We start from the raw sequence: 22,085 nt of genomic DNA on the forward strand, positions 1-22,085 counted from the left end.
AGGGAGAGATCGGCGGCGCGCCGGCCAATCTCGTCAACCGCGACTTTCACGCCGCGAATCCGAATGAGCTGTGGGTCACCGACATCACCGAGTTCTCGATCCCCGCGGGCAAGGTGTACCTGTCGCCGGTGATCGACTGCTACGACGGCATGCCGGTCGCCTGGACGATCGGCACCAGCCCCAACGCCGCATTGGCCAACGGGATGCTCGAGGACGCGTGCGCCACGCTCCGACCCGGTCAGACGCCCGTCATCCACTCCGACCGGGGATGCCACTACCGGTGGCCTGAATGGATTCGCATCTGCACGGATCATGGATTGACGAGGTCGATGAGCGCGAAGGGCTGCAGTCCGGACAACGCCGCCGCCGAGGGGTTCTTCGGCCGGCTCAAGCAAGAGTTCTTCCACAAGAGGAGCTTCCAGGGCGTCACGATCGACGAGTTCATTGCGATGCTGGACGAGTACATGGTCTGGTACCGGGACAAGCGCATCAAACTCGAATACGGGATGAGCATCATGGACAAGCGCATCCAGCTCGGGCTCGTCGCCTGAACACATGTGATATCGTTCTGAACGACCATTCAGACAACGAAGTCCAACAAAACGTCACCACCCCCGTGTGCGGTTTTTGCTCGCCGAGGATGTGCTTAGCGAGCGTTTTCTGCCACGCACATTTACGTTGGTCGGACGGGTGACGTTCGCCGTGGGAAGTCAAGGGCAGAATGCGGGAGCGGAGGATAACGTCATCACACGACGATACGGAGTGTGGGGTAACGTAATTCGCATGAGTGAGCGCACAAGTAATGAGCAAACCGCATATTTTGCAGGCGGATGTTTCTGGGGTTTGGAACGGTATTTTCAAAATGTGGACGGTGTAATCGACACGACAGTCGGCTACGCTCAGTCAACCGTCGAATCGCCCACGTATGAGCAAGTCTGTTCGGGTACAACTGACGCAGCCGAAACAGTACAGGTCATCTTCGACCCAGATCGGGTCACATTGCGCACACTGACGTTACTGTTTCTCGAAGTCATTGATCCGTTCTCCATCGACCGTCAAGGCGAGGATACCGGTCGTCAGTACCGCACCGGACTGTGGTATACGGACGAGGCGCAACGTGCCATATATATTGCCGCGCTCGAACAACTCGTTGATCGTCAGCCGCAACGTCCGGCCGTGCTCGTTGAACCGCTGCGTAATTTCTACCCGGCTGAAGCGCGTCACCAAGACTATCTCGTCAACAATCCCGGTGGCTACTGCCACATACCGTTCGCCGCGATCGCGAACGTGAAGAACCGGCAAAAGTACGTCGAGCGAATCTGGGACCTGACTCTCGAACAGTTCGCGGTCACCCAGCTTGCGGCGACCGAGCGGCCGTTTGTCAACGAATACGATCACGAGTTCGAGCCGGGCATTTACGTGGATATCGTCAGCGGTAAGCCGCTGTTTTCTTCGCGCGACAAGTTCGATTCTGGTTGCGGGTGGCCGGCGTTCAGCAAGCCGATTGCTGCGGATGCGTTGACTGAGCATGAGGATCATCGCATTCCTGGACGTGACCGCATTGAAGTGCGCACGGCGGATACGCAGATTCACTTGGGACATGTGTTTGAAGACGGCCCGGCTGATCGTGGTGGGCTGCGGTATTGCATGAATTCTGCGGCGTTGCGGTTCGTGCCACGCGAGCGTATGGCCGAGGAAGGATATGCGGACTGGATTGCGGTTGTGGATGGTCGCGATAATGGGATGGCGGATACTGCTGCGAGCGATGCGGCTGAGTAATGCGTGCGCTATCTGGCGACAATTTGCAAACTGAGAGGCAGATTTTTATTGTTGCAGAGGTCTTTTCGCAAACTGAGAGGCAGCCGTCTGCCTCTACTGGGAAGTTTAAGCTCCATATAAATGGGTTTCGGGGGTATGAAACCAGTGTGGTTTTATGCGGAGCTGCCTCTCAGTTTGCGAAAAGACCTCTGCGAGGTTCAAAATCTGCCTCTCAGTTTGCAGATTGAGAGGCGGTTGTCCCTTCTCATTGTGGAGTTTATGCTCCGTATAAATTGTTTTTTTTTTTGGGGGGGGGGCTGCGTTATGCGCCCCGAAGCGTCCATCCAGCCGGTCTAGTTCCTATCAGTGGACTGCGAACGTCGACAACACCCCCCGGATCATCAATGACAGGGCAAAAAAGTCATACCGGAACCGGTGACCCGGCCCCGACCATTCGGGCTTACCAAACATGGTAATAAGCAGTATGGTGTTACGCGGAGTTGCCTCTCGATGTGCAAACTGTCATTGTCGTGTGTATCAGTTTTGTCGATTCTGTGCGTGTATGCGCGACTATATGTGACGATCTGTTTGTCGGTCGCGCCATTCGTTGGCAGTAATAATGCGGATTACGTGATCGAAGTAGCGATCGATAAGCGGAAAGTAATCGTGCTCTGACTCGGTGACAATGTGCAGTCCGCATTTAGCCATCACGCGACCGGATTGTGGATTTTCGCGGTAATGACCGCCCCACACCGCGTCCATATGCAGGCTGTTGAATGCATAGTCGAGCACGGCGCGCAATGCTTCAGGCATGTATCCCTTGCCCCAGAACGGACGGCCGATCCAGTAACCGAGTTCTAGCGCATTGTCGCCAAGATACTTGCCGTACTGTTTGCTGAGCTCTGGATTGGCGGTTATTGGATCGATGGTGTAATGGCTGACGGGTTTGAGAGCGATACTGCCTACGGGATCGCCGTCCGCTGCTTGCCCGGCTATGTTGCCGCCCTTAATGGTGATGGCCCAGTTATTTTCCACCGCGAGAATATTGCGGATGTCGTTCATGCTGCCTTCGATGCGGGTATGTGGAGGCCAGCCGCATTTGATGCCGATCTCAGGGTCGGACGCATACCGGAACAGTGAAGCCGCCTCGGCTGTGTCGTCCACCTTCCACGGGCGCAGTAGCAGTCGTTCAGTTTCGAGGTTGTTCACGGTAGCTCCTTTCGCTTGTCGCCTTGTTTCAAGCGTCCCAGCGTTCTCGGTTGCCATGATGTTTCACAGTGTTTCACGCGAGGGTGCTTTCGGGATAATTTTCATAGTGTAACAGGAGACTTCGGGAGACTTCGGGATGTCGGCTTATTGAGTGAGCATTGTCATTTTTTGAATTATTTCGCCACGCCGATTTGGCTTGTTCGGCTCAAGTGTGTATCTTAGAAGAGTTGCCCCTTTAGCTCAACGGTTAGAGCAGCGTCCTTTTAAGTCGTGGGTTGTGGGTTCGAATCCCACAGGGGGCACGCTTAAGCCCTTGGAATCATTAAGGTTTCAAGGGCTTTACTATATCGCCGCATATGGCTTTGTGCACGATTATCTCTGATTAACCCGCATTAATTCCGCACATTTATGAAGGTCGGATAAGCAGACGTAGCGTCAAAGCGCACATAAGGACAGCTCCCTTGACAAGGGGAGCTAAGGAAAGAGGCAATGTCGATTCTGGTTTAACAGAGTATAAAAAAGCCCGGCGGGGGACCGGGCTTTTGAGAGAGGAAGAAGGAAGAAGAAGGGATTCAATTATATGCGACCTTGCGGCCGTGATTACATATAACAACACCAGTCTCAGCGTAACGTACCGGTTCGCTGGGAACACTGTGGGAATTATGTGCGCAAATCGTGATATGAGCCGATGCGAGACGAACCGCAGCTCCGACTGGCCCAGTCGATTCAGTCAGTAGTGTCAAGCGTGACGTGTTCAATGGCTGACGTGAAGAAACTGATTGCGCAGCTTATGAAATTCGGTATCGTTGGTGTGATCGCGTTCGTGATCGACTGGGGTATCCTCAACTTACTCGTCGGTGCGTTCCATATGCACAACGTGATCGCCGCCACTATTTCGTTCATTATTTCGCTAATTTTCAACTATTTGGCGAGTATGAAGTTCGTGTTCAAGCACCGTCCAGACATGGCTCGTTGGATGGAAGTGCTGATCTTCGTGGTTGCGGCTGTGATCGGTCTGTTTATGAACGATCTGATTATTTGGATTTCGACCTATGGTATGAATCGTGACGCGTTCGTTTCGCAGCATGCTGAATACCTGTTGCGGACGAACATCGGCAAGCTGATCGCGACTGCCGTGGTGATGGTGTGGAATTTCGCGATTCGTAAGTGGCTGCTCGACGATACACATACCAATGCGATGAATCGGCTTAAGCCTGCTGACAGTCGGCTTACGCCTGAGGAACTTGACGCTAAGTGGGAGTCCAGCTTCTCGCGTCGACTTGGCATGTGGTCGCTTGAGCACACACCCAAAGGATGGCAGAAATAGCTTGCGCTTGCTTGGCGCATCTCACGAATACTGGATGTACTACAGTTACGAAACAGCGCGGTTAGTGTGACTTTGGACTTAGTTGGTCACGCGATGGAATTGGCGCGTTTCAATCCGTCGCGTGATCTGAGTATCCCTGATATGTGGCGCACGGGATGGTAAAATCTTTACTTTTCCCTCGCGTGATTTGAGTGTTATGCACGCGATGGCACGATACCGGTTTCATATCATCGCGTGATCTCATTTTCTCTATTTTTAAACGCACAGGATGGAATTTTGAGGCTTTTTGCTATCGCGTGAACATGCTCATAATCACGCGATAGCAAAAACTTGAATTTTTCCATCCCGTGACCTACAACAACCTACAACAACCTACAATAATTGGTGTTTGCAGTCATGCGACGATAAAACCGTGTGGTTTTCTATCCTGTGGTCTATGACGATCTGTTGGTGTGATATTGCGGCGGACCATACCTTGAGTTCCGCCGCAATATCACAGAAAATAGCCTCTAAATGTGATATTCCGGCGGTAAACCCGCTTACTTCCGCCGGAATATCACAGAAATCCGGTCCTAAATGTGATATTGCGGCGGACAGGTGATTTACTTCCGCCGGGATATCACAAAACCCCTGTCTTAAATGTGATATTCCGGCGGAGGTAGAGCAGTTTTCCGCCGCAAAATCACGTATTCCTGCCTCATTCTGTGACATTCCGGCGGAAACTAACTTAACTTCCGCCGGAAAATCACGCTGCGGACCCATTTCCTGTGATATTTCGGCGGAACTTAGATAATCCTCCGCCGCATCACACATTCACGGTCGTCAGCGTCGGCGTCTCCGTGCTCGACTTAATCTGCTTAAATCCAACGAACGCAATCGCCAACGATGCGAGCGCGAGCGTCGTCACCACTAAGAATCCGCCGTGCGATCCCATCCGGTCAATGAACTGCCCGGCAATCGCCGAACCAGCCGACGCGCCGATCGAGTTCATCGCGCCCATCCAAGCCACGCCCTCAGTGAATCGCGACGGCGGCACGAGATGCAGCATCAGCTGATTACCGTTAATCCACGTCGGCGCCTGGCACACGCCAATCAGCAGATAAATAATCATGATCACCCACAAATGCTTGGCAAACATGAACGTGCCAATACCGATATTGACCACCGCAAGGCAGAAATAAAACCTCTTCCACAGCGGAATTGTCCAGTTTTTCGCGCCATAAAACAGCGCGCCAAACAGTGAGCTGATCGAGAAGCATGCGAACACGAATCCCGTATACTGCTTCATACCAGCCTCGGTTGCAAACGCAATAATCGAAATACCGGCCGCCGACTGGAACGCGCCCAGCGAGAACCACGTCACGCACACGGCGATCAAGCCCGGTCCCCAAATCGACTCCTTGCGACCGGCCATCGCATCATCCTGCGCTTTGCGAACCGCCGCCGCAATCTCGGCTTCAGACAATCCCTCCGCAACGGCCTGCGTGCGCGCCCGCTCTACCGCAGCCTCGGCTTGCACGGCTTTCGCCCGCGCAGCCTCGCGCTCGCGGTACTGTTTGCGCGTCATTCCAGCCTCGCGCGCGAGTACGGTTTGCGACTTCGGCTCGGTCGTCAGCTCGGTTAAAAACATGAGCGCGCCGACGATCACACACACGCCGGTGAACGAAAACGCGAGCAGACCGGAGATCACGGCCAGCGTCGACGCGAGCGGATTACCGATCACCCACATGCACTCATCGAACACGCCTGACAGACTCAGCGCGCGATCGGTGCGTTCACGATCGCCTTTGAGCAGCGTCGTCCAACGCGCGCGGCTCATCGCACCCCACGGCGGAATCGCGGCGAGTAGCGGCGTCAGGCAGTACAGTACCCACTCCGGCGCGCGGTTGGTGATCGCGGTGACGAGCGCGATCGCGGACACAATCCACACGATGATCGTCGGGATCGAGACTTGCCGCTGACCGAATTTATCAACCAGCTTGCCGAGCACGGGGGAGCTGACGGCCAGCGCGATCGCTTGGATTGCGGTGAGCATGCCGGCGAGCGAATAGTTGCCGTAGTAATGCTGCACGGAGATGGTGATCGTCATGCCGACCATCGGGAACGGCATGCAGGCGATGACTGAGCCGACCGCGAACCGCGCGGTGTGAGGGATGCGCAGCAATTCTGCGTATCCGCCGAAGAGTTTGTGATTGACGTCCTTGATTGCGCGCGTGACGCCAGTATGGGAGGTATTGGTTGCCATTGGTGCCGCTCCTTTCTGCTCACGGTTGGATATTGGGGGCCGATGTGCCGCTTGGCGTCGCGGCGGTCGGTCGTGGTGGGTGCTGACTGACTTCTGTTGACAGATGGGTGGGCTGGTTGGTCGGCGGGCTGGCTTGGTCAGCGGCATCCTACTGTTGGATGGTCGCGTTTCGGGTAGTTGATTGCCTAACTCGCGCCTCGCAGTCCGTCGATCGCATGTTGATTACCGATTGGTAGCTGGGAGAATGCCGACCTCCCCGTCCCCTTCGGCAGGTTACTGCGATATTGCCGTGCCTTGGGTCAGCCGTGCATGCGTGTGTTCACTTATATGTATCGGTACGTATCGGTATGTACTTGTGTGAGTTGTGCGAGCCTTGTCGCTGCACAATCATGACTACTCTAGAAGTTCCCTGATCGCGACACGCGATGTACCGGTACATAATTATTGAATAATTAATGGAGACCGACTGTCGCAAGTCGCGAGTCACCAGCACCCATCAGCCATTAACAAAGGAGCCGCCGATGTCAGCAACGACAGCAACCGCCGCAACCACCATCCATTTCGTCCGCCATGGCAAAGTCTACAATCCCGACCATCTTCTGTACGAACGCCTCCCCGGCTTCCATCTGTCCGATCGCGGCATGCGCATGGCACAGGCGACCGCGCACTATCTCGCCGCAAATCCGCAAACCAACACGATCTCAGCAGTCTACTCGTCGCCGCTCGACCGCACGCGCGAAACTGCCGGCGCGATCATCGACGCACTCAACGAAGTTCGCGCCGAACGCAACCAGTCTCCGCTCGAACTGCATACGGACTCGCGCGTGATCGAAGCTGGCAACGAATTCCGCGGACTGCGCATCGGCCACGGTGAAGGTGCGCTGTGGCGTAACGGTAACTGGCGGCTCGTGCTCAACTTGTGGCGTCCGAGCTGGGGTGAGTCGTACTGTTCGATCGCAGCGCGCATGGCTGATTTCGCGCGCGAGAAAGTCGCGCAGCATCCCGGCGAGCAGATCGTCGTCGTCAGTCACGAGTCACCGATCTGGTCGTATCGGCACCTGCTCGAAACGGGTCATCCCGAGCACTGGATGTTCCTGCGACACACGGCACTCGCGTCGGTTACATCGATTACCTACGATTGTGCGAGCGGCAAGGTGATGTCAATCACGTACGCCGACCCCGCGGCCGACGTACAGTAACGGTACAGTGAGTGGTGATTGTGTAGTGCGGCGCGGTAGGTCGATGGTGGCCTGCTGGTGACGTTGCAAAGGAGCGAATATGACTGCTGTTCATGAATCTGTTAACGAATCTGCGATCGCGCGCGTGGCTGCGTTGCCGGCGGTGCGCGAGGCTGCTGAAACCGGCGCGCGACTGACTGCATTGTGGCCGCTGACTGACGCAAAACAGATGGACAACGATGCAAAGTACGCGGAGAATCTGCAGGTACGGCTTACGCGCATGATCGCGCGTGTGACGACCGGCGAGGACGTGACTGTGCCCGACGCTGAGTTCGTGTACGAAGGCGCGGACGAGATTCCGGGACGTCCGCAGCGGATTGTGGATGCGCTGCTCGCGGCGAACGATGCGTATGACACGATGATCGAATATCGCGACGCGCATGATACTGCGGTGCTGTTTGAAGCGGCTTCGGCGATGGGGATTGACTGGTCGGCGGATGTTGTTGCGGCGCTGCGGGATGCGTTGATGCGCGCTGAATCGGTGATCGCTGGGGTTGCTGCGGTTGGCGCGGCTGATGATGACGCTGGGGTTACGGATGATTGCGTTGCAACTGGTGAGGTTGCTGCGCATAGTGTCGATGCGCTTGCCTATCGGTTTGGCGCTGCGTTGTCGATCGGTGATGAACTACTGTCGATTATCGACGACGCGGCCGTTGATTGTGCGGCGGATGACGATTCAACGCAGCAGCACGCTACTACTCAGGCAAGTTTGCCGATCGTACTGTTTGCTAACGAGCTGTGCGAGCGACTGTCTGTGCCGCGTATTTGTTTGACGGATGAGCAATATCGTGCGTTATTGGCTGCGCGTGGCGATACTGGAGATACGCTAGTTGCGACAGCTGACGTTATTGCGCCGATCGCCGCCGCTGAATGGTCACGTCACTATGACGATGTGATGTGGGACCCGGCTGAGGCCAAGCGTCGCGCCAAAGAAGAAGACGAGCGCAAAAACAAGGAAGCGCTCGCCGCCAAGTTCGCGCACATCAAAGACGACCCCACTAAGCCCGAAGTTGAGTTGTGACGGTTATTTGCCGTGCTCGGGTGAATACGTTTGGGCACAGCAAACAGCAGCGCTGTTTGTAGGCGCGTTTTGTAGGCAACGTCCTGACAAGGGGAGTCGTCATAAAGGAATCGCTTCGTTTTGGTCGTATGTGTTGCCACACAACCGTTTTTCTGCCGTTTTTTCGGTTGTGTGGCAAAAGCTGTTGCCACACAACTTCGTTGTAACGCTATAAATCGGTTATGTGGCATAACAGTGAAATTAAAGAACCGCTATATTCCGCCAATTCCTGATATATGCCCGATTATGCCTCATATGAGGCTGTTGCCACACAACTGTTTTTTCGTCGTTTTTGCGGTTGTGTGGCAACCGTCAATACAAAAAGGGCTTCCCTCGGCAAAGAGGGAAGCCCGGTGACGAAGTCGACTGAGGGGTAGTCACACCTTTGGAATGTTCCGAAAGTGTGACTACCCCTCAGACTCGCTACGCGAGCCAGCTCCCCTAGCAAGGGGAGCTGGCTCGCCTGTCGAATTATGGATGCGTGCTACGCGGGCTCCTGATCAGGCGTTGCGCTTGCGGAGCATGACAGCCGCACCGCCAGCTACTGCGAGAGCAGCGAGGGCGATCACGATACCGGAAACGTTTGCGCCAGTGTTGGCGAGCTTCTTCGGAGTCGTGTTCGGCTTGTTGGCCTGGTTGTCGCCACCGTTGTTCTGGTTGTTGTTCTGGTTGTTGTTCTGCTGGTTCTGGCCGCCGTTGTTGGTGTTGCCACCGTTGGTGTTGCCACCGTTAGTGTTACCGCCATTGCCGCCGTGGTTGGTGTTATCGGAAACAGTCACCACAGAAGCCTGCGCCTGTCCCGGCTCAACCTTGACGACCTTGCCAGCCTTGTCCAGCGTCACCTTGGAGCTGTACACGGCGGCCAGGTTCACGCGACCCCAGCCTTCGGAGCTGGCGTCCAGCGGGTAACCGGAGTCGATCTCGGAAGCAGCGATCACAGCCTTCTTCTGATCAACAGTCAGGTTGCGGAATGCGGCCACGTTGCTCAGCAGGTTGACGGCGTCATCCGGCACTACCGGAGCCTGACCAGCCTTGCCAGTCTGCTCAAAACCGTAGGTCATGCGGGCAGTGTAGGCAGTCAGTGCGGAAGCGCGGTCGGTAACCGGAGCCTTGGAAACATCGTCGGTGAACTCGTTGGTGTAACCCTTGTTTGCGTTAGCGCCGGTGTTGGTGATGCAGTCTTCGAGCGTGTCGCCGTGCTTATCAGCCTTGCATTGGGCGGTCAGGTAGTTGACCAGCTCGGTGCGAGCGTCGGCAGCTTGCTTCTGCGTATCCGGATCGTTGAGAGCAGCGGCAACACCGGACTGACCGGCGATGTGTCCGCCCATGATATCGAGCGGGTAGTGCACGCCGAGCACGATGCGGTTGTTGCCAGCTTCGGACACACGAGTCATGATTTCGGTACCGAGCTCAGGCAGGATGTTGGCCAAGCCGACGCCCTGAGTAAAGGCGTAGGTAGTGTGGCCGGACGGGAAGGAACCGGAGTTGTACAGTCCGTCGTACTCGTTGTCGAGCGGCTCGCCGTCACCCCAGTCGAAGTTCTCGTATCCCGGCACCTTCTTGATGTTCAGCGTCTGCTTGGTGCCGTTCATGTTGAGCGTAGTGCCGTTGAAGTTCACACGATCCACGTATGGACGCGGGTGCTGGTAGGTGGCCTTGGCCACGCTCGTCGAAGCGGACTCGTCCATCTTTTCGAGATATGCCTCGGTCTGTGGCAGCTTACCTGCGTCGGCAGCATCCTTGTAGTACTTGCCCAGCACCGGGCCGAGTGCGTCGTACAGGGTGTTGGTCGAGTTCATCTGTGCGTCGGACAGCGCACGCTGGTCCTGTTCGGTCTTGCCGTCAGTACCGAATGCCTTGTTGTTGATCGACTCGGTGAGTTCGTCATCGTGTTCGAGCACGGACTTGCCTTCGTCGGTCACGCCAACGCCTGCTACGAAGTACTTGTTGAAATCGGTGAGCAGGTTGGTGATGGCATCCTTGGAAGAAGGAGTCTTCACGACGGTAGGTGCGCTGTTGCCGAAAGAGATAGCGGTGATCGTCTTGCCGCTCTCATCCAGCGTGACCTTGGCACTAAACGCCTTGGCGAGGTTGATGCGCTGGAAACCTTCGGAGCTGGCGTCCAGCGGATAGCCGGAGTCGATTTCGGAAGCGGCGAGCACAGCCTTGCGCTGGTCGTCAGTCAGGGTCGGGAAAGCGGTGAGCAGCAGGTTCTCAGCGCCGTCCGGCACTACAGGAGCCTGACCGGCCGCGGAAACCTGCTTGAAACCGTAGGTCATGCGGGCAGTGTACGCGTCGATCGCGGATTCACGGTCGGTGACCGGCTCAGTAGATACGGCGTCGGTGAACGTGTTCACGTAACCCTTGTCGTCGTTAGCGCCCAGCTTGTCTACGCACTTGGCAACCGTGTCGCCGTAGCCGTCAGCCGCGCAGCGGGATGCGATGTAGTTTTCCAGCTCATCGTGAGCCGGGAGCAGTTCGTTGGTGCGGAAGGTGGGGTCAGACCACAGTGCAGTGAGGGATGCGGTAGCGGAAATACGGCCGCCGATCACGTCCATCGGGTAGTGCACGCCGAGGACCACGCGGTTGTTGCCGCCTTCAGCGGCACGCGCAGCAAGTTCGGGGCCGAGCTCAGGAAGCAGGGTAGCCAGACCGATGCCACGGTTGTACGTCTTGGTGGTGTGTCCGGACGGGAAGGACTGCGAAGGCTCCTGATAGTCGGTGTAATCCTCGCCGTACTCTTGGCCGTCGATAGTGATCAGCGGGATGCGCTTGATGTTCAGTGTGGAAGCAAGGCCGTTGAGGTTGTTGCTGCCGCCGAGCGTGCGGTCCACGCCTTCCTTGTCCACGGAGAAGTAAGGACGCGGGTAGTTGAAGTCTTTCTTGGCGCTGCCAGTGCCCACGAACTTGGCGAAAGCGATGTCGCTGTCGTTGTTGAACACCAGATCGTTAGTCTTCGGCAGCTTGCCCTGTGCAAGACCGTCGGCGACGTACTGGCCGATAACCGGGCCGAAAGCATCCTTGTAGATGCGCAGAGCGTCGCCGTCGCTGGCGTCCAGAGCGGCGCGCTCGGCTTGCGTGTACTTGCCGTCTACCTTGGTAGTGTCGGAAGCAGCCTTGTTGTTGATGGTGACGACAGTCTTATCGTTCTGATCGAGAACGCTTGTGCCGGCGTCAGTGACGTTACCGCGGAATGCGTCGCCTTCCGGAGTGTTGTTGACGACCTTCTTCGGGGTCCACCAATCGTAATACTGGCTGAGCAGACCGGTGATGTCCGGCTTGACTGCATTGCCAAATGCGGAGGATTCGGCTGCATTTGCGGCCACGCCTCCGGTCAGCAGCATCGCCAGAGCGGCGATGCCAGCCACGGCGCCTTTGACGACCGTGGACTTGCGTGATGTGGTGTTCATTGGTTCAGCTTCCATTTCTCCTAGTGATGAGACGCGGCGTTGTGCACGTCGCAGTCAATGGGGCCAAAATCCGTTTTACCGTCGGCCAAGCAGGAGAAACGCCAAAGGCTAATAAAAATCATTTTCAATTAACCGGAGCTTTACCGGGTAAAACCCCGGCCAAAGCCGGGTAGTACCCTGCGCCAGAAGTTCGTTAGCGATGTTCGCGGCTCCCCTTGTCAGGGGAGCTGTCAGCGTAGCTGACTGAGGGATAGTTCACACCTTCGGGACGTTCCATAGGTGTGACTACCCCTCAGTCGACTTCGTCGACAGCTCGTCCTGCATCAATGACGCGCAACATGAGCAAATCGTCGCGTAATAAATACGCATACAAGCAATACCACCGCAAACACGGACCCAAACAACAGTCCAGTTTGCAGCCGGTCCCCATTCGCGGACGCAACAAATCCCACCAAAGCCGGGCCGCCAGCGCATCCCAAATCACCAGCAACCGCTAGCAACGCAAACATCAACGTGCCGCCGCCCGGCATCGCATCCGCAGCAATCGAGAACGTACCGGGCCACATAATACCGACCGAAAAACCGGTGATAGCGCACGCCACGAGACCAGCCGCAGGCAAAGGCGTGAGCGCCGCAGTCAGATACATGGCCACGCACAGCAGCGAGCTGCCGGCAATAAACTTGGTCAAATCAATCCGATGACCGAACATGCCGTACAACGTACGCGACAGTCCCATCATGAGCGCAAACGCAGCCGGGCCAGCCAGATCGCCCACCACTTTAGTCACGCCCAAACCGGACTCAGCGAACGCGCTCGCCCACTGACTCATGCCCTGCTCGGCCGCGCCCGCGCACAGCATCATCAGGAACATGAGCAGGAACGCCGGACGCCGCGCCAAATCAACGAATCGCATCGTCGCCGTACCTTCCGGCACGATGCGCGGCATCGGCGACCGCGCGAACATTACGATGCCCGCGATCGGCACCACGCCCCACAGGCACGCCAGCACCGGCCACGATCCGGTGCCGAACACGAACAGAAACAGCGTTGAAATAGCCACCGTGCCGAGCTGACCCCAGCAATAAAACGAGTGCAGCAAACTCATTGCCTTGGCTTTGTGCTCGCTCGGGCACGCTTCGACGATCGGCGACACCATCACCTCGATCAGGCCGCCGCCCAGCGCGTACAGCATAATCGCCGCCACAATCGCCGGATACGGGTCCGCAACGCGCGTCGGCACCAGACCGAGCGTGAGCAGACCGGCCAGCGCGGCGACATGAGCGGCGATAATGCACGGTTTATAGCCGATGCGGTCCACGAATCGCCCGGCCAGCACGTCCACGATCAGCTGAGTGACGAAATTCACGGTGATGAGCGCCGACAGTCGCGCCATATCGATGCCGAGGGTCGCTGCGAACGTGACGAACAGCAGCGGCATGAAATTGTTGATGACCGCTTGCGTGATGTATCCGACGAAACACGCGATGACCGTGCGATCGTAGTTCGGAGCGTTGTTGTGTTGGGTGGCGGCTGTGGTTGTGGTGGCGTTGCCGTCGCTGGCGGTGCGTGTGCTGGCGTTGCTCATGCGTGCCAGTATCGCACGCTCTAAGGCTGTGACATGGCAGGATGGGCCGTATGATGGTCCGCGTGACTGATTTTATGATGCGGGTTGCCGACCTGACGGTGGCCGTACGATCGATGCACGAGCAGATTATCCAGCAGTGTACTGATTATATGCTGCCATCGCGTGGATTCGAGCAAGACCGCGATCATGCGGACATCGCGATTGCGGTGACGCAGCACGACATCGACCACGAGCGTGAGATTGGAGAACCGGGCGACTGGAGTGATCCCTATCTTGAAACACTGGTCGTGCTACGCGCAATTGCCGAGAAGGGACCGTCATTGGGACGCGTCCTGTTCCACGGTGCGACAATTGAATACGATGGTCGTGCATATATTTTCACCGCGCCTAGTGGTACTGGTAAAACCACGCATATTCGTATGTGGCGCAAAGTTTTCGGCAGCAAAGTTGACATTATTAACGGTGACAAACCATTGCTGCACATCGACGAAAGCTCTGGTGAGGTACGGGCATTCGGCACGCCGTGGGCCGGTAAGGAGAACTGGCAACGCAACGTGAGTGCGCCACTTGCTGGCATTTGTGTGGTCACGCGTGCGGTTGACGACGGATCGTATCCAACTGACATGGGCGTCCGCGTCGTTTCGGGTGGCGGCGGTGGTGCCAGTGCGGTTGATGCGGCGGACGATGCTGATAATAACGTGATCCGTGTCGCAGATGAACATGGTGTGGAGAATTCCTGTCGTCGTATCGGCGTCGACAGGGCGTTGCCGCTCGTTATGCGGCAAATGTACCGTCCCGACGATGCGCTCGCTGCTGCGGAATCGTTGGGATTGCTGGATGCGTTGCTGCGGCATGTGCCGGTTTATCTGCTGTCCTGCACGATCAGCGAAGCCGCGGTTCTGGCCAGTTCCAAGGCGATGCTCTGACGGCGGCGCTTGTGCCATGCTGTCCGGTCGGGGCGGCCGTACGAACCGACGCTAGCAACCCATGCGGCCTCGCGCACATCCGATACGGCGACGACGTAGCCGACCGCAATCAATGTCCGGAATTCGGCGGAATGTCACCGTGTCGTTCATTTTGACGCGCGGGGGTATTAGTATCGTTGTTCAGAGAAGTAAGTGCTGCTGTTGGGGCACGTCGTCAAAGCAATGGCGCTTGCATCTTGCATATACGCATTTCCGGCTGGAACGAACCGGCAGGAAGTAAGGAACACTATGGCAACAGAGAAGTTCAAGAAGGGCATCGGAGCTCTGGCTGGCGCGGCGATGGTCGCTACCTTGTCGGTCGCTGCTCCGCCTATGATTGCGCTCGCGCAAACGCCGGACGCTGCTCAAACTACGCAGACTCCGCAGGATCAGACACAGCAAAATACGCAGACCCCCCCCGCTGATCAAACCAATCAGGCGACGGAGGGAACATCCTCTTCTGATCCCGGTGACAACGATGTAAGTTTCTATGTCGCTAAGGTAGGCGACACAAGTTATGAGACACTGTCCGAGGCAATCAAGGCTGCAGGGAAGACTAACGGGACTGTCAAGCTCCTGAGCGACGTCACGGTCAGTTCCAGCGCCGACATCGTATACGTGACCAGCAAGGTCACGCTCGACCTGAACGGACACAAGATCACGACCGACGAGAACGCGGCTGATCTGCATCCGTTCGATATCACGGTCGGCGGCGACCTGACCGTCACCGATTCGGCCGGCACTGGCAGCGTTTCGGGTGCGCCGGCATTCGTCGTGGTCAACGACGGCCGTCTGACCATCGAGAACGGCACGTTCTCGGGTGCCGCATACACCAAGAACAATGCCAAGAAAACCGCGAACACGATCGTCAAGGTGGTCACGGACCCCAGCTCCACAGCCAGGGTGTCCATCAAGGGCGGCACGTTCAAGCTGTTCGACAAGACCAATCAATGGAAGCTCATCCTTGACCAGCTGCCGAGCGATACCACCCAGCGTTTCTGGATCGAAGGCGGTTCGTTTGAACAGCGTGATCCCGCCAACGGCGACGACAACTTCGCCACCAACAATGTACGGACGTTCCTGACGACCGGCGCATCCTCGGTCAAGGGCGAAGGCAACGTGTACACGGTTGAACATGAGGCGTACGGCGTGACCGATGCGGACGGCGCGAACGCATACTACGCCACGATCAAGGAAGCTGCGGAAGCCGCCAACAAGATCGATAACGCGACGGTGACGCTGTACGAATCGGTCACCGATCATCCGTCGGTCAGCTTTACCAAGAAGGTCACTGTCACCGCCGCCAGCAGTGACGTTACGTTCAACGGCGTCATGCGTTTCAATGCCAGTGAATCCGTAGTCAAGGGCGTGCACTTCGTACTTGACGGCGAAGACCTGACGTTTGACGACAAAGGCAAGAAGACTGCTGGTCTGGTTCAGAACGTGATCGTCTCCAACAAGGCCAACAAAGTTCTGCTTGCTGACAACACGTTCGAAATCAAAAGCATGACCAAGGGCGAGGTCGACTTCCAGCTCAGCTCCGTCTGGCTGGAGAACGGTGTGACGAATACGACCATTCAGAACAACACGTTCATCATCGGCCGCACGCACAACAATTCGGCGGTTGGCATCAACCTCGTCGGCGGCAAGAACGCGATCGACGGCACGCTGGTTGACAGCAACACGATCACCGTGCCGCAGGATGCGGACGGCGTGAAGAGCGGCAACTCGATGTTCCTCGTCGCCAACGGCAACACGCCAGAAACCGACGTGTACGGCGTGACCAACCTGACCGTCAGCAACAACACGATGGACGGCACTGCGGCCAAGTCGTATGGCGTCTCCATCGGCGACGTCAACGGACTGAAGCTGAACGACAATTCGTTCAAGGGCACGTACATGGGCCTGAGCTACAGCACATGGGGCGCTACCTATGCCAAGGACCCGGCCACCGGCAATTGGATCTACGACAAGCTGCCTGCAGCGTCGGCCGGCATCGAGCTCAACGGCAACACGTTCACCGACAACACCGCGGCCATCTACTTCAACGCGCAGCAGCTGGTCAACGACAAGGGGACGAGCGTACTGGTCACTCCGGCCGATCAGTTCACGTATGCCGGTTCGCAGTCGATCGACGTGACGGATGTGTCCGCATATCGCGGCGCGACGAAGACTTCGCCGATCGCACCGGCAGGCACCGCGTTCGTCGGCTGGTACAAGGATGCGGCGTTCGAGACTCCGCTGACAACGACCGACACCACCGGTGCCGCGTACGCCAAGTTCGTCCCGAAGACGGATCTGTACTCGTTCAAGGGAATCTCGTTGAACGTCTTTACGAACAACGATGGCTCCGATAATTATCAGAAGGCCGGAATTCGATTCAGCTACACGGTTACCCTTCCTGAAGATGTGGCCTATCGGAATACCGATTCCATGTGGAAGTTCGGTATTGCTGAAGATAATTTGGCGTATTTCACGAGGGACAAGGCCCCTGTGAAGAATGATGACGGATCACTGTCTTCATCGTTCAGCATCAATGGAATAACCGCCAAGTGGTACAGCCGCGATTATTATGTCCAGTTCTATATTGCGTACACCACTGCCGATGGAACGAAGATAACCGTGGCTGAGTCGACGGTTCATCATCAAAGCGTGGAGGGACTCGCCAAGTCGATCCTGAGTGATGTGACCGCGTCCGAAGCTCAGAAGAGTCAGGCTCAAGGATTCCTTGATGCTCAGTCTTCTTCGAAATGATTGAAGGTAATGTAATGACTAGAAAATATGAATCTCCAGTAATGAATGTGCTGCTCTTTAGCAATGACGTGATCACCAATTCCGGTGGTTCGGGCTGCACGGTCGATCCCGATACCGGTCTTCCATCTCTGGGCGGGGAATGCGTTTCTGACATCATGCCTGCTCAGCCGGGGTTGACGCTCTGATCCGATCGGCCGGAACGTCGCATGATGTAGTGAGTTGAGGGGCGAGGCATGGGCTTCGTCCCTCAACTTGTCTGAGCTGGGATGCGGCATCAACTACTGTTGCATCGGGTGAACGATGGCAAGAAGAGGGGGAATATGGCGAAACATCAACAGTCCGGTTCGCGGGCGGCGCGCAGGGGCGAGGTGCGAACTGCGGGCGATGGCTCGGTGAAGCTGTGGATGGTGGTTGCGGCCGTGGTTGCCGTGATCGCACTGGTTATCGGCGGGTTGGCTATCGCAGGTGCCAACGGAGTTGGCCCGTTCGCCGGCTCGGGCGACGGTGGTACTTCGCAGAACCGGTCGGGCGGCAATGGCAGCGTCATTACCGACAATCCGACCGACAACAGCACATCCAAGAACGATTCCGATGTGAAGCCCGAAGAATCCGAGCAGGACCCGTCTGCCGGTGCCACTGAAGTCGAGGGCACTACCGGCGAGGAAGGCTCCGGCGATACCGAGGTTGACGGCTCGGCTATCACCGGCGACTCGGCCGGCGGCAGCAGTGATGGCACCAGTAGCGCCGGCAGCGATTCGTCTGGTTCCGCGGATACCGCCACCAACAATTCGGGTGCGGAATCGAACGGCTCATCCAATAATTCGTCCACATCCGGCGGCTCATCGACAGACTCCGGCGATTCATCGTCCGGTACCGATTTCGGCGCCAGCATCCAGTAGCGCCGGTACGCAATACACGGCGATACTATGGTTCGTATGCGTGAAAGCAGTAGCGAATCGAACACCGCGTCCGATACTGGCAAATCCATCGGCGGTGCGAATACTGGCGTGAACCTGAGCACATGGCGCATTTACCGGTGGCTGATCGGCGTGTACGGTAGCGCATGCTGGCTGGTAGTCGCATTGTGCGCGATACAGGCGGCGATGGCGGCGATCGGCGTCGGATACGCACTCATGATGCGCGGTGCGATCGACGCGGCCGTGGCGCATAATCGCGAGCAGTTCATCCGCGAAGTCACGTTGTTTGCCGTCGCAATAGTCGCGCAGATCATCCTGCGCGCACTCGGCGTGGTGACTGCCGAATGGGCGCGCAGTTCCATGGACAATCGCATGCGCGCTCGCGTGTTTTCAGGCGTGCTGGACTCTCCGATCGCACAGGCGCAAAGGTATCATTCCGGCGAACTCATGAACCGGCTTATGTCGGATGCGACGGTGGTCAGTGGCACGGTGTCGTCGATGGTGCCGAGCGTAGCGTCGATGGCGATTCGCGTGATCGGCGTAGTGGTAGTGATGATTACGATTGCACCCACGCTTACCGCCGTGTTGGTGGTCGGTGGCGTCATCATGGTCGTCGCATCGCTGCCGCTGCGCGGGTTGCTCAAACGATTGCATAAACGCGTGCAGGAGGCTGGTGGCCGCGTGCAATCGTTTATGCAGGAAAGTCTTGAGGGACTGCTGGTTATCCAATCGTTCGGCGTGACCGGCAAGGTCGCCGGCGTGGCGCGCGAGCGCATGGCCGATCATCAGCGCGCGCGCATGCATCGCGTTGCGGTGACAGCGTTCGCAAGCACCGGCTTGGCGAGCGCGATGAACGTGGGGTATTTGATCGGCTTTGTGTGGAGCGGATTCGGTATTTTGCATGGCACGATCAGTTACGGCACGATGATGGCCGTGATTCAGCTGATCGGTCAGATTCAGTCGCCGTTCGCGATGATCGGCGGCATGTTCCCGCAGCATGCGGCGATGCTGGCCAGCGCGGAACGGCTCATTGATCTGATGCCGCGCGGCGACGGTGACGATGGCAATGGCTACGGTGACGGCGAGGGTAATGGTGATGGTGACGGGTTGCAGCATGAGCAGCATGAGTCTATTGCTTCCGATGCGCCCGATGCGGTTGGAAAGCCGCTTGCGGCGCGTGATCTGTATGCGCGCATGGTGGCGATCCGCTGTGAGCATGTCGATTTCACGTATGGACGCAATGAGGTCCTGCGCGATTTCTCCGCCGACATTCAGCGTGGTGATTTCGTGGCGATCACCGGTCGCAGCGGCATCGGCAAAAGCACGATGCTCAAGCTGCTGCTCGGTGCGTATCGGCCGCAATCCGGCGCGATCGGCGTCGCGGTTGACGGCAATCATAAGATCATTGCGCCGCGAGACATTCCGCGCGGGTTTTTCGCCTATGTGCCGCAAGGCAATGCGCTGATGTCCGGCACGATTCGCGAGGTCGTCGCGTTCGCGGACCCCGATCCCGATCCGGCGAGCATCGATGATGATCTGGTGCGTGAATCCTGCCGTATTGCCGGCGCCGCTGAATTTATCGAACGTCTGCCTGACAGGTATGAGACGAAGTTGGGCGAGCATGGTTCGGGCCTGTCCGAGGGTCAGATGCAGCGCATTGCGATCGCTCGCGCGCTGTACAGCCAGGCACCGGTGCTGCTGCTCGACGAGTCCACGTCGGCGTTGGACGAGCGTACCGAGCATGAGCTGCTTGAGCATATTCGCGGGTTGAAGAACCGTACGGTGCTTATCGTCACGCATCGCCCTGAAGTGCTTGCCTATTGCGATACGGTTCTTACGCTCGGTGCGCCGGCGCGATGAGGCGAGGTGCGGTTGGGGCGTTTCGCTGAGCGGAGAGGTGCTGCGATGTGAGACGGTGACATTTTATGGGAATCTGTCCACAACGTGACACGCCGGTAAACGTGCCGCGAGAAGGGGGTATATTATGTTGTGTCGGAAAAAAGAGTTTCCACAGGAAGTTGGAGTCAAGGGAGGTTCCAATGAGCATGTATACAACGCCGAAGATGTATGTTGTGCGCCTGATGTCTGATGATATTGTCCGCACGTCCGATGGTACGGTCCGTCCGCCTGAGCCTGATTGGTGCACGTCGCAGGGATTGACCCCAGATCAGTGCGCTCCGGGCAATATGGGCTGACTGATATTTAATGACAAAGCCTCGGCGTAATGCCGGGGTTTTGTTGTATATGGGCTGAGGCGATGCGATGGCGTGTGGAGGCCGTAACTGAGCGGTATTGCGTTTCTGACCTTGAGTTACGGTCGTTTCAGGGCCTGAAAAAGGCCGTAACTCAGCAGTAGTGTGACCCTGTCGTTGAGTTACGGCCTTGTGATGGGTGTGCGGAGGCTGTAACTGAGCAGTTGCCCAATCGCATGGCATGTGGTTTTTCTGGTGCGCTGCCGGTGTGTGTGGCGGTTTTCTCTCACTGATGGCTGTTCGGTGAGCGTTTTCTGCCACGAGCTAGTGCGAGTGGCGGTTTTGTCTCGCTGAGGGTTGCTTAGCGAGCGTTTTCTGCCACGCGATGGTATGTGTACGGCGTGCTGCTGAGGGGCGAGGGGCATCGTAAATGAACTTTTGATGCAGAATGCTGAGTGCAGTTGTCGGCCGTGATGATGATGTGAGATTACAGGTTGGTGAATTTTGATAGTGAGCGGACGTGCAATCCTCATATATACGGTTTCGTACGCCGGCGAGGTAAGTGTGCAGCGAATCATTCTCAATAAGAAAAGTGTGAGCTTGACGGATTGTCAATCGAACATGTGGATAGTTGGTTTTGGTGCTATTGCAAGGTTTTATCAAATGTGCGTTTGTTTAATATTGTGCGTTTGGCTCACACTTTTCTTATTGAGAATGATTCGCTGTGCAATGTTGGGCGACAGGGTGTTAAAGAGTGTCGGGTGTCAGGGTGTTAAAGGGCTGAGGTTACGGGTTGGTGAATTTTGATAGGGGGTAGTCGGGTGGAAAGGGAAGGACTGAGGGCGGTCGAAACGGTTTTACCGAATAGTGGAATAAAACGTATCAAATAACGAACCATGACGTGTGTTACAACATGACAGTGAACGCTAACAATACGAACGGTTTGCGATGGGGGGGGGGTAACTCGGTGCTTTTGCTGCAAGCGCCAAATTCACCGTTTACCTGTTCCAGCGGGTGCGGAACATACTCTGAACGTGCATTCGGAGGGTGATCGGGCAGTATGGGTTCCCTTCGGGAAAAGTGGCCGGCAGCACATGCCGTCGGCCATTGAGGACTTGGCATAGGGGCCGGGCGCGCGAAGCGTCCGGCCCCTATGCGTTGGTAAGAAGAAGGGAGCGATATGCAATTCGCATATAGCAAGATGCTACGCACGCTTGCCGCAGCAGCCGCAGGACTGACGATGCTCGGTGCCGTGGTCGTCACGCCGCAAGTCGCACAGGCTGCAGACATTCAGGTTCCGTCGGGACTGGAATGCAATGTGCCGAGCGGCAACACGCTTAAGCTGTGCACAACCGTATCTGCTACGGAAGAGAACAATGCACTGCGCAATGCGCTGGGCAATGGTTCCAGCGTGAACACGATTT

General features: G+C 56.9%; 17 protein-coding genes and 1 tRNA gene. 13 read left to right on the top strand and 5 right to left on the bottom strand.

The features are described 5' to 3' along the window. Both BHAP_RS03950 and msrB read left to right on the top strand, forming a co-directional pair. Positions 1–551 (top strand): IS3 family transposase (locus tag BHAP_RS03950; protein ID WP_143248729.1); only part of this gene is annotated, 551 nt, incomplete at its 5' end. A gap of 232 nt (positions 552–783) precedes the next feature. Further along, a complete protein-coding gene (gene msrB / locus BHAP_RS03955) occupies positions 784–1,779 on the top strand; it encodes a peptide-methionine (R)-S-oxide reductase MsrB (RefSeq protein WP_094729460.1) in 996 nt (331 codons plus the stop codon). Between the two features lie 549 nt (positions 1,780–2,328). Here msrB and BHAP_RS03965 read toward each other — a convergent pair. Beyond that, complete coding sequence (locus tag BHAP_RS03965) at positions 2,329–3,024, bottom strand: GNAT family N-acetyltransferase (RefSeq protein ID WP_244569285.1); 696 nt, start codon at positions 3,022–3,024, stop codon at positions 2,329–2,331. A 172-nt stretch (positions 3,025–3,196) separates the two neighbouring features. On the opposite strand from BHAP_RS03965, the gene BHAP_RS03970 reads away from it, so the two are divergent. Beyond that, positions 3,197–3,269, top strand: a tRNA-Lys gene (locus BHAP_RS03970). A 488-nt stretch (positions 3,270–3,757) separates the two neighbouring features. After that, positions 3,758–4,294, top strand: a complete 537-nt coding sequence (locus BHAP_RS03975; protein ID WP_169713163.1) for a GtrA family protein — start codon at positions 3,758–3,760, stop codon at positions 4,292–4,294. A gap of 372 nt (positions 4,295–4,666) precedes the next feature. Here the strand turns inward: BHAP_RS03975 and BHAP_RS03980 are convergent, their stop codons facing one another. Continuing rightward, positions 4,667–5,107: a hypothetical protein gene (locus BHAP_RS03980; RefSeq protein WP_094729464.1), complete on the bottom strand. Its 441-nt coding sequence runs from the start codon at positions 5,105–5,107 to the stop codon at positions 4,667–4,669. Continuing rightward, positions 5,100–6,539 (bottom strand): MFS transporter, encoded by a 1,440-nt coding sequence (locus BHAP_RS03985; RefSeq protein WP_094729465.1) that lies wholly within the window; start codon positions 6,537–6,539, stop codon positions 5,100–5,102. The genes BHAP_RS03980 and BHAP_RS03985 overlap by 8 nt, the downstream gene beginning before the upstream one ends. Before the next feature lie 521 nt (positions 6,540–7,060). Between BHAP_RS03985 and BHAP_RS03990 the strand changes: the two genes are divergently transcribed. Together BHAP_RS03990 and BHAP_RS03995 are read left to right on the top strand one after the other, a co-directional pair. Continuing rightward, positions 7,061–7,738, top strand: a complete 678-nt coding sequence (locus BHAP_RS03990; protein WP_094729466.1) for a histidine phosphatase family protein — start codon at positions 7,061–7,063, stop codon at positions 7,736–7,738. A 79-nt stretch (positions 7,739–7,817) separates the two neighbouring features. After that, positions 7,818–8,798 carry a hypothetical protein gene (locus BHAP_RS03995; protein WP_094729467.1) on the top strand — a complete coding sequence of 327 codons (981 nt, stop codon included), beginning with the start codon at positions 7,818–7,820 and terminating at the stop codon, positions 8,796–8,798. Positions 8,799–9,337: 539 nt separating this feature from the next. Here the strand turns inward: BHAP_RS03995 and BHAP_RS04000 are convergent. Together BHAP_RS04000 and BHAP_RS04005 are read right to left on the bottom strand one after the other, a co-directional pair. After that, positions 9,338–12,262 carry a phosphatase PAP2 family protein gene (locus BHAP_RS04000; RefSeq protein ID WP_244569286.1) on the bottom strand — a complete coding sequence of 975 codons (2,925 nt, stop codon included), beginning with the start codon at positions 12,260–12,262 and terminating at the stop codon, positions 9,338–9,340. Between the two features lie 308 nt (positions 12,263–12,570). Continuing rightward, positions 12,571–13,833 carry an MFS transporter gene (locus BHAP_RS04005; RefSeq protein ID WP_094729468.1) on the bottom strand — a complete coding sequence of 421 codons (1,263 nt, stop codon included), beginning with the start codon at positions 13,831–13,833 and terminating at the stop codon, positions 12,571–12,573. A 62-nt stretch (positions 13,834–13,895) separates the two neighbouring features. On the opposite strand from BHAP_RS04005, the gene BHAP_RS04010 reads away from it, so the two are divergent. The 7 genes from BHAP_RS04010 to BHAP_RS04030 form a co-directional block, all read left to right on the top strand. After that, the gene (locus tag BHAP_RS04010) at positions 13,896–14,759 is read left to right on the top strand and encodes a hypothetical protein (protein ID WP_143248730.1); all 864 of its coding nucleotides are present in this window, start codon (positions 13,896–13,898) and stop codon (positions 14,757–14,759) included. 288 nt (positions 14,760–15,047) lie between these two features. Next, the gene (locus BHAP_RS04015; protein ID WP_094729470.1) at positions 15,048–17,552 is read left to right on the top strand and encodes a hypothetical protein; all 2,505 of its coding nucleotides are present in this window, start codon (positions 15,048–15,050) and stop codon (positions 17,550–17,552) included. A gap of 14 nt (positions 17,553–17,566) precedes the next feature. Further along, positions 17,567–17,737, top strand: a complete 171-nt coding sequence (locus BHAP_RS11600; protein ID WP_158216423.1) for a hypothetical protein — start codon at positions 17,567–17,569, stop codon at positions 17,735–17,737. 135 nt (positions 17,738–17,872) lie between these two features. After that, positions 17,873–18,451 carry a hypothetical protein gene (locus tag BHAP_RS04020; protein WP_094729471.1) on the top strand — a complete coding sequence of 193 codons (579 nt, stop codon included), beginning with the start codon at positions 17,873–17,875 and terminating at the stop codon, positions 18,449–18,451. A gap of 36 nt (positions 18,452–18,487) precedes the next feature. Next, positions 18,488–20,329, top strand: coding sequence for an ABC transporter ATP-binding protein (locus BHAP_RS04025; protein ID WP_158216424.1), 1,842 nt, complete (start codon positions 18,488–18,490; stop codon positions 20,327–20,329). Between the two features lie 179 nt (positions 20,330–20,508). Next, positions 20,509–20,664, top strand: a complete 156-nt coding sequence (locus tag BHAP_RS11605; RefSeq protein ID WP_158216425.1) for a hypothetical protein — start codon at positions 20,509–20,511, stop codon at positions 20,662–20,664. A 1,177-nt stretch (positions 20,665–21,841) separates the two neighbouring features. Continuing rightward, the coding region (locus BHAP_RS04030) for a hypothetical protein (RefSeq protein ID WP_143248731.1) at positions 21,842–22,085 on the top strand (244 nt) is incomplete at its 3' end.

It is taken from the genome of Bifidobacterium hapali, from assembly GCF_002259755.1.
In the GTDB taxonomy this organism is placed as follows: domain Bacteria; phylum Actinomycetota; class Actinomycetes; order Actinomycetales; family Bifidobacteriaceae; genus Bifidobacterium; species Bifidobacterium hapali.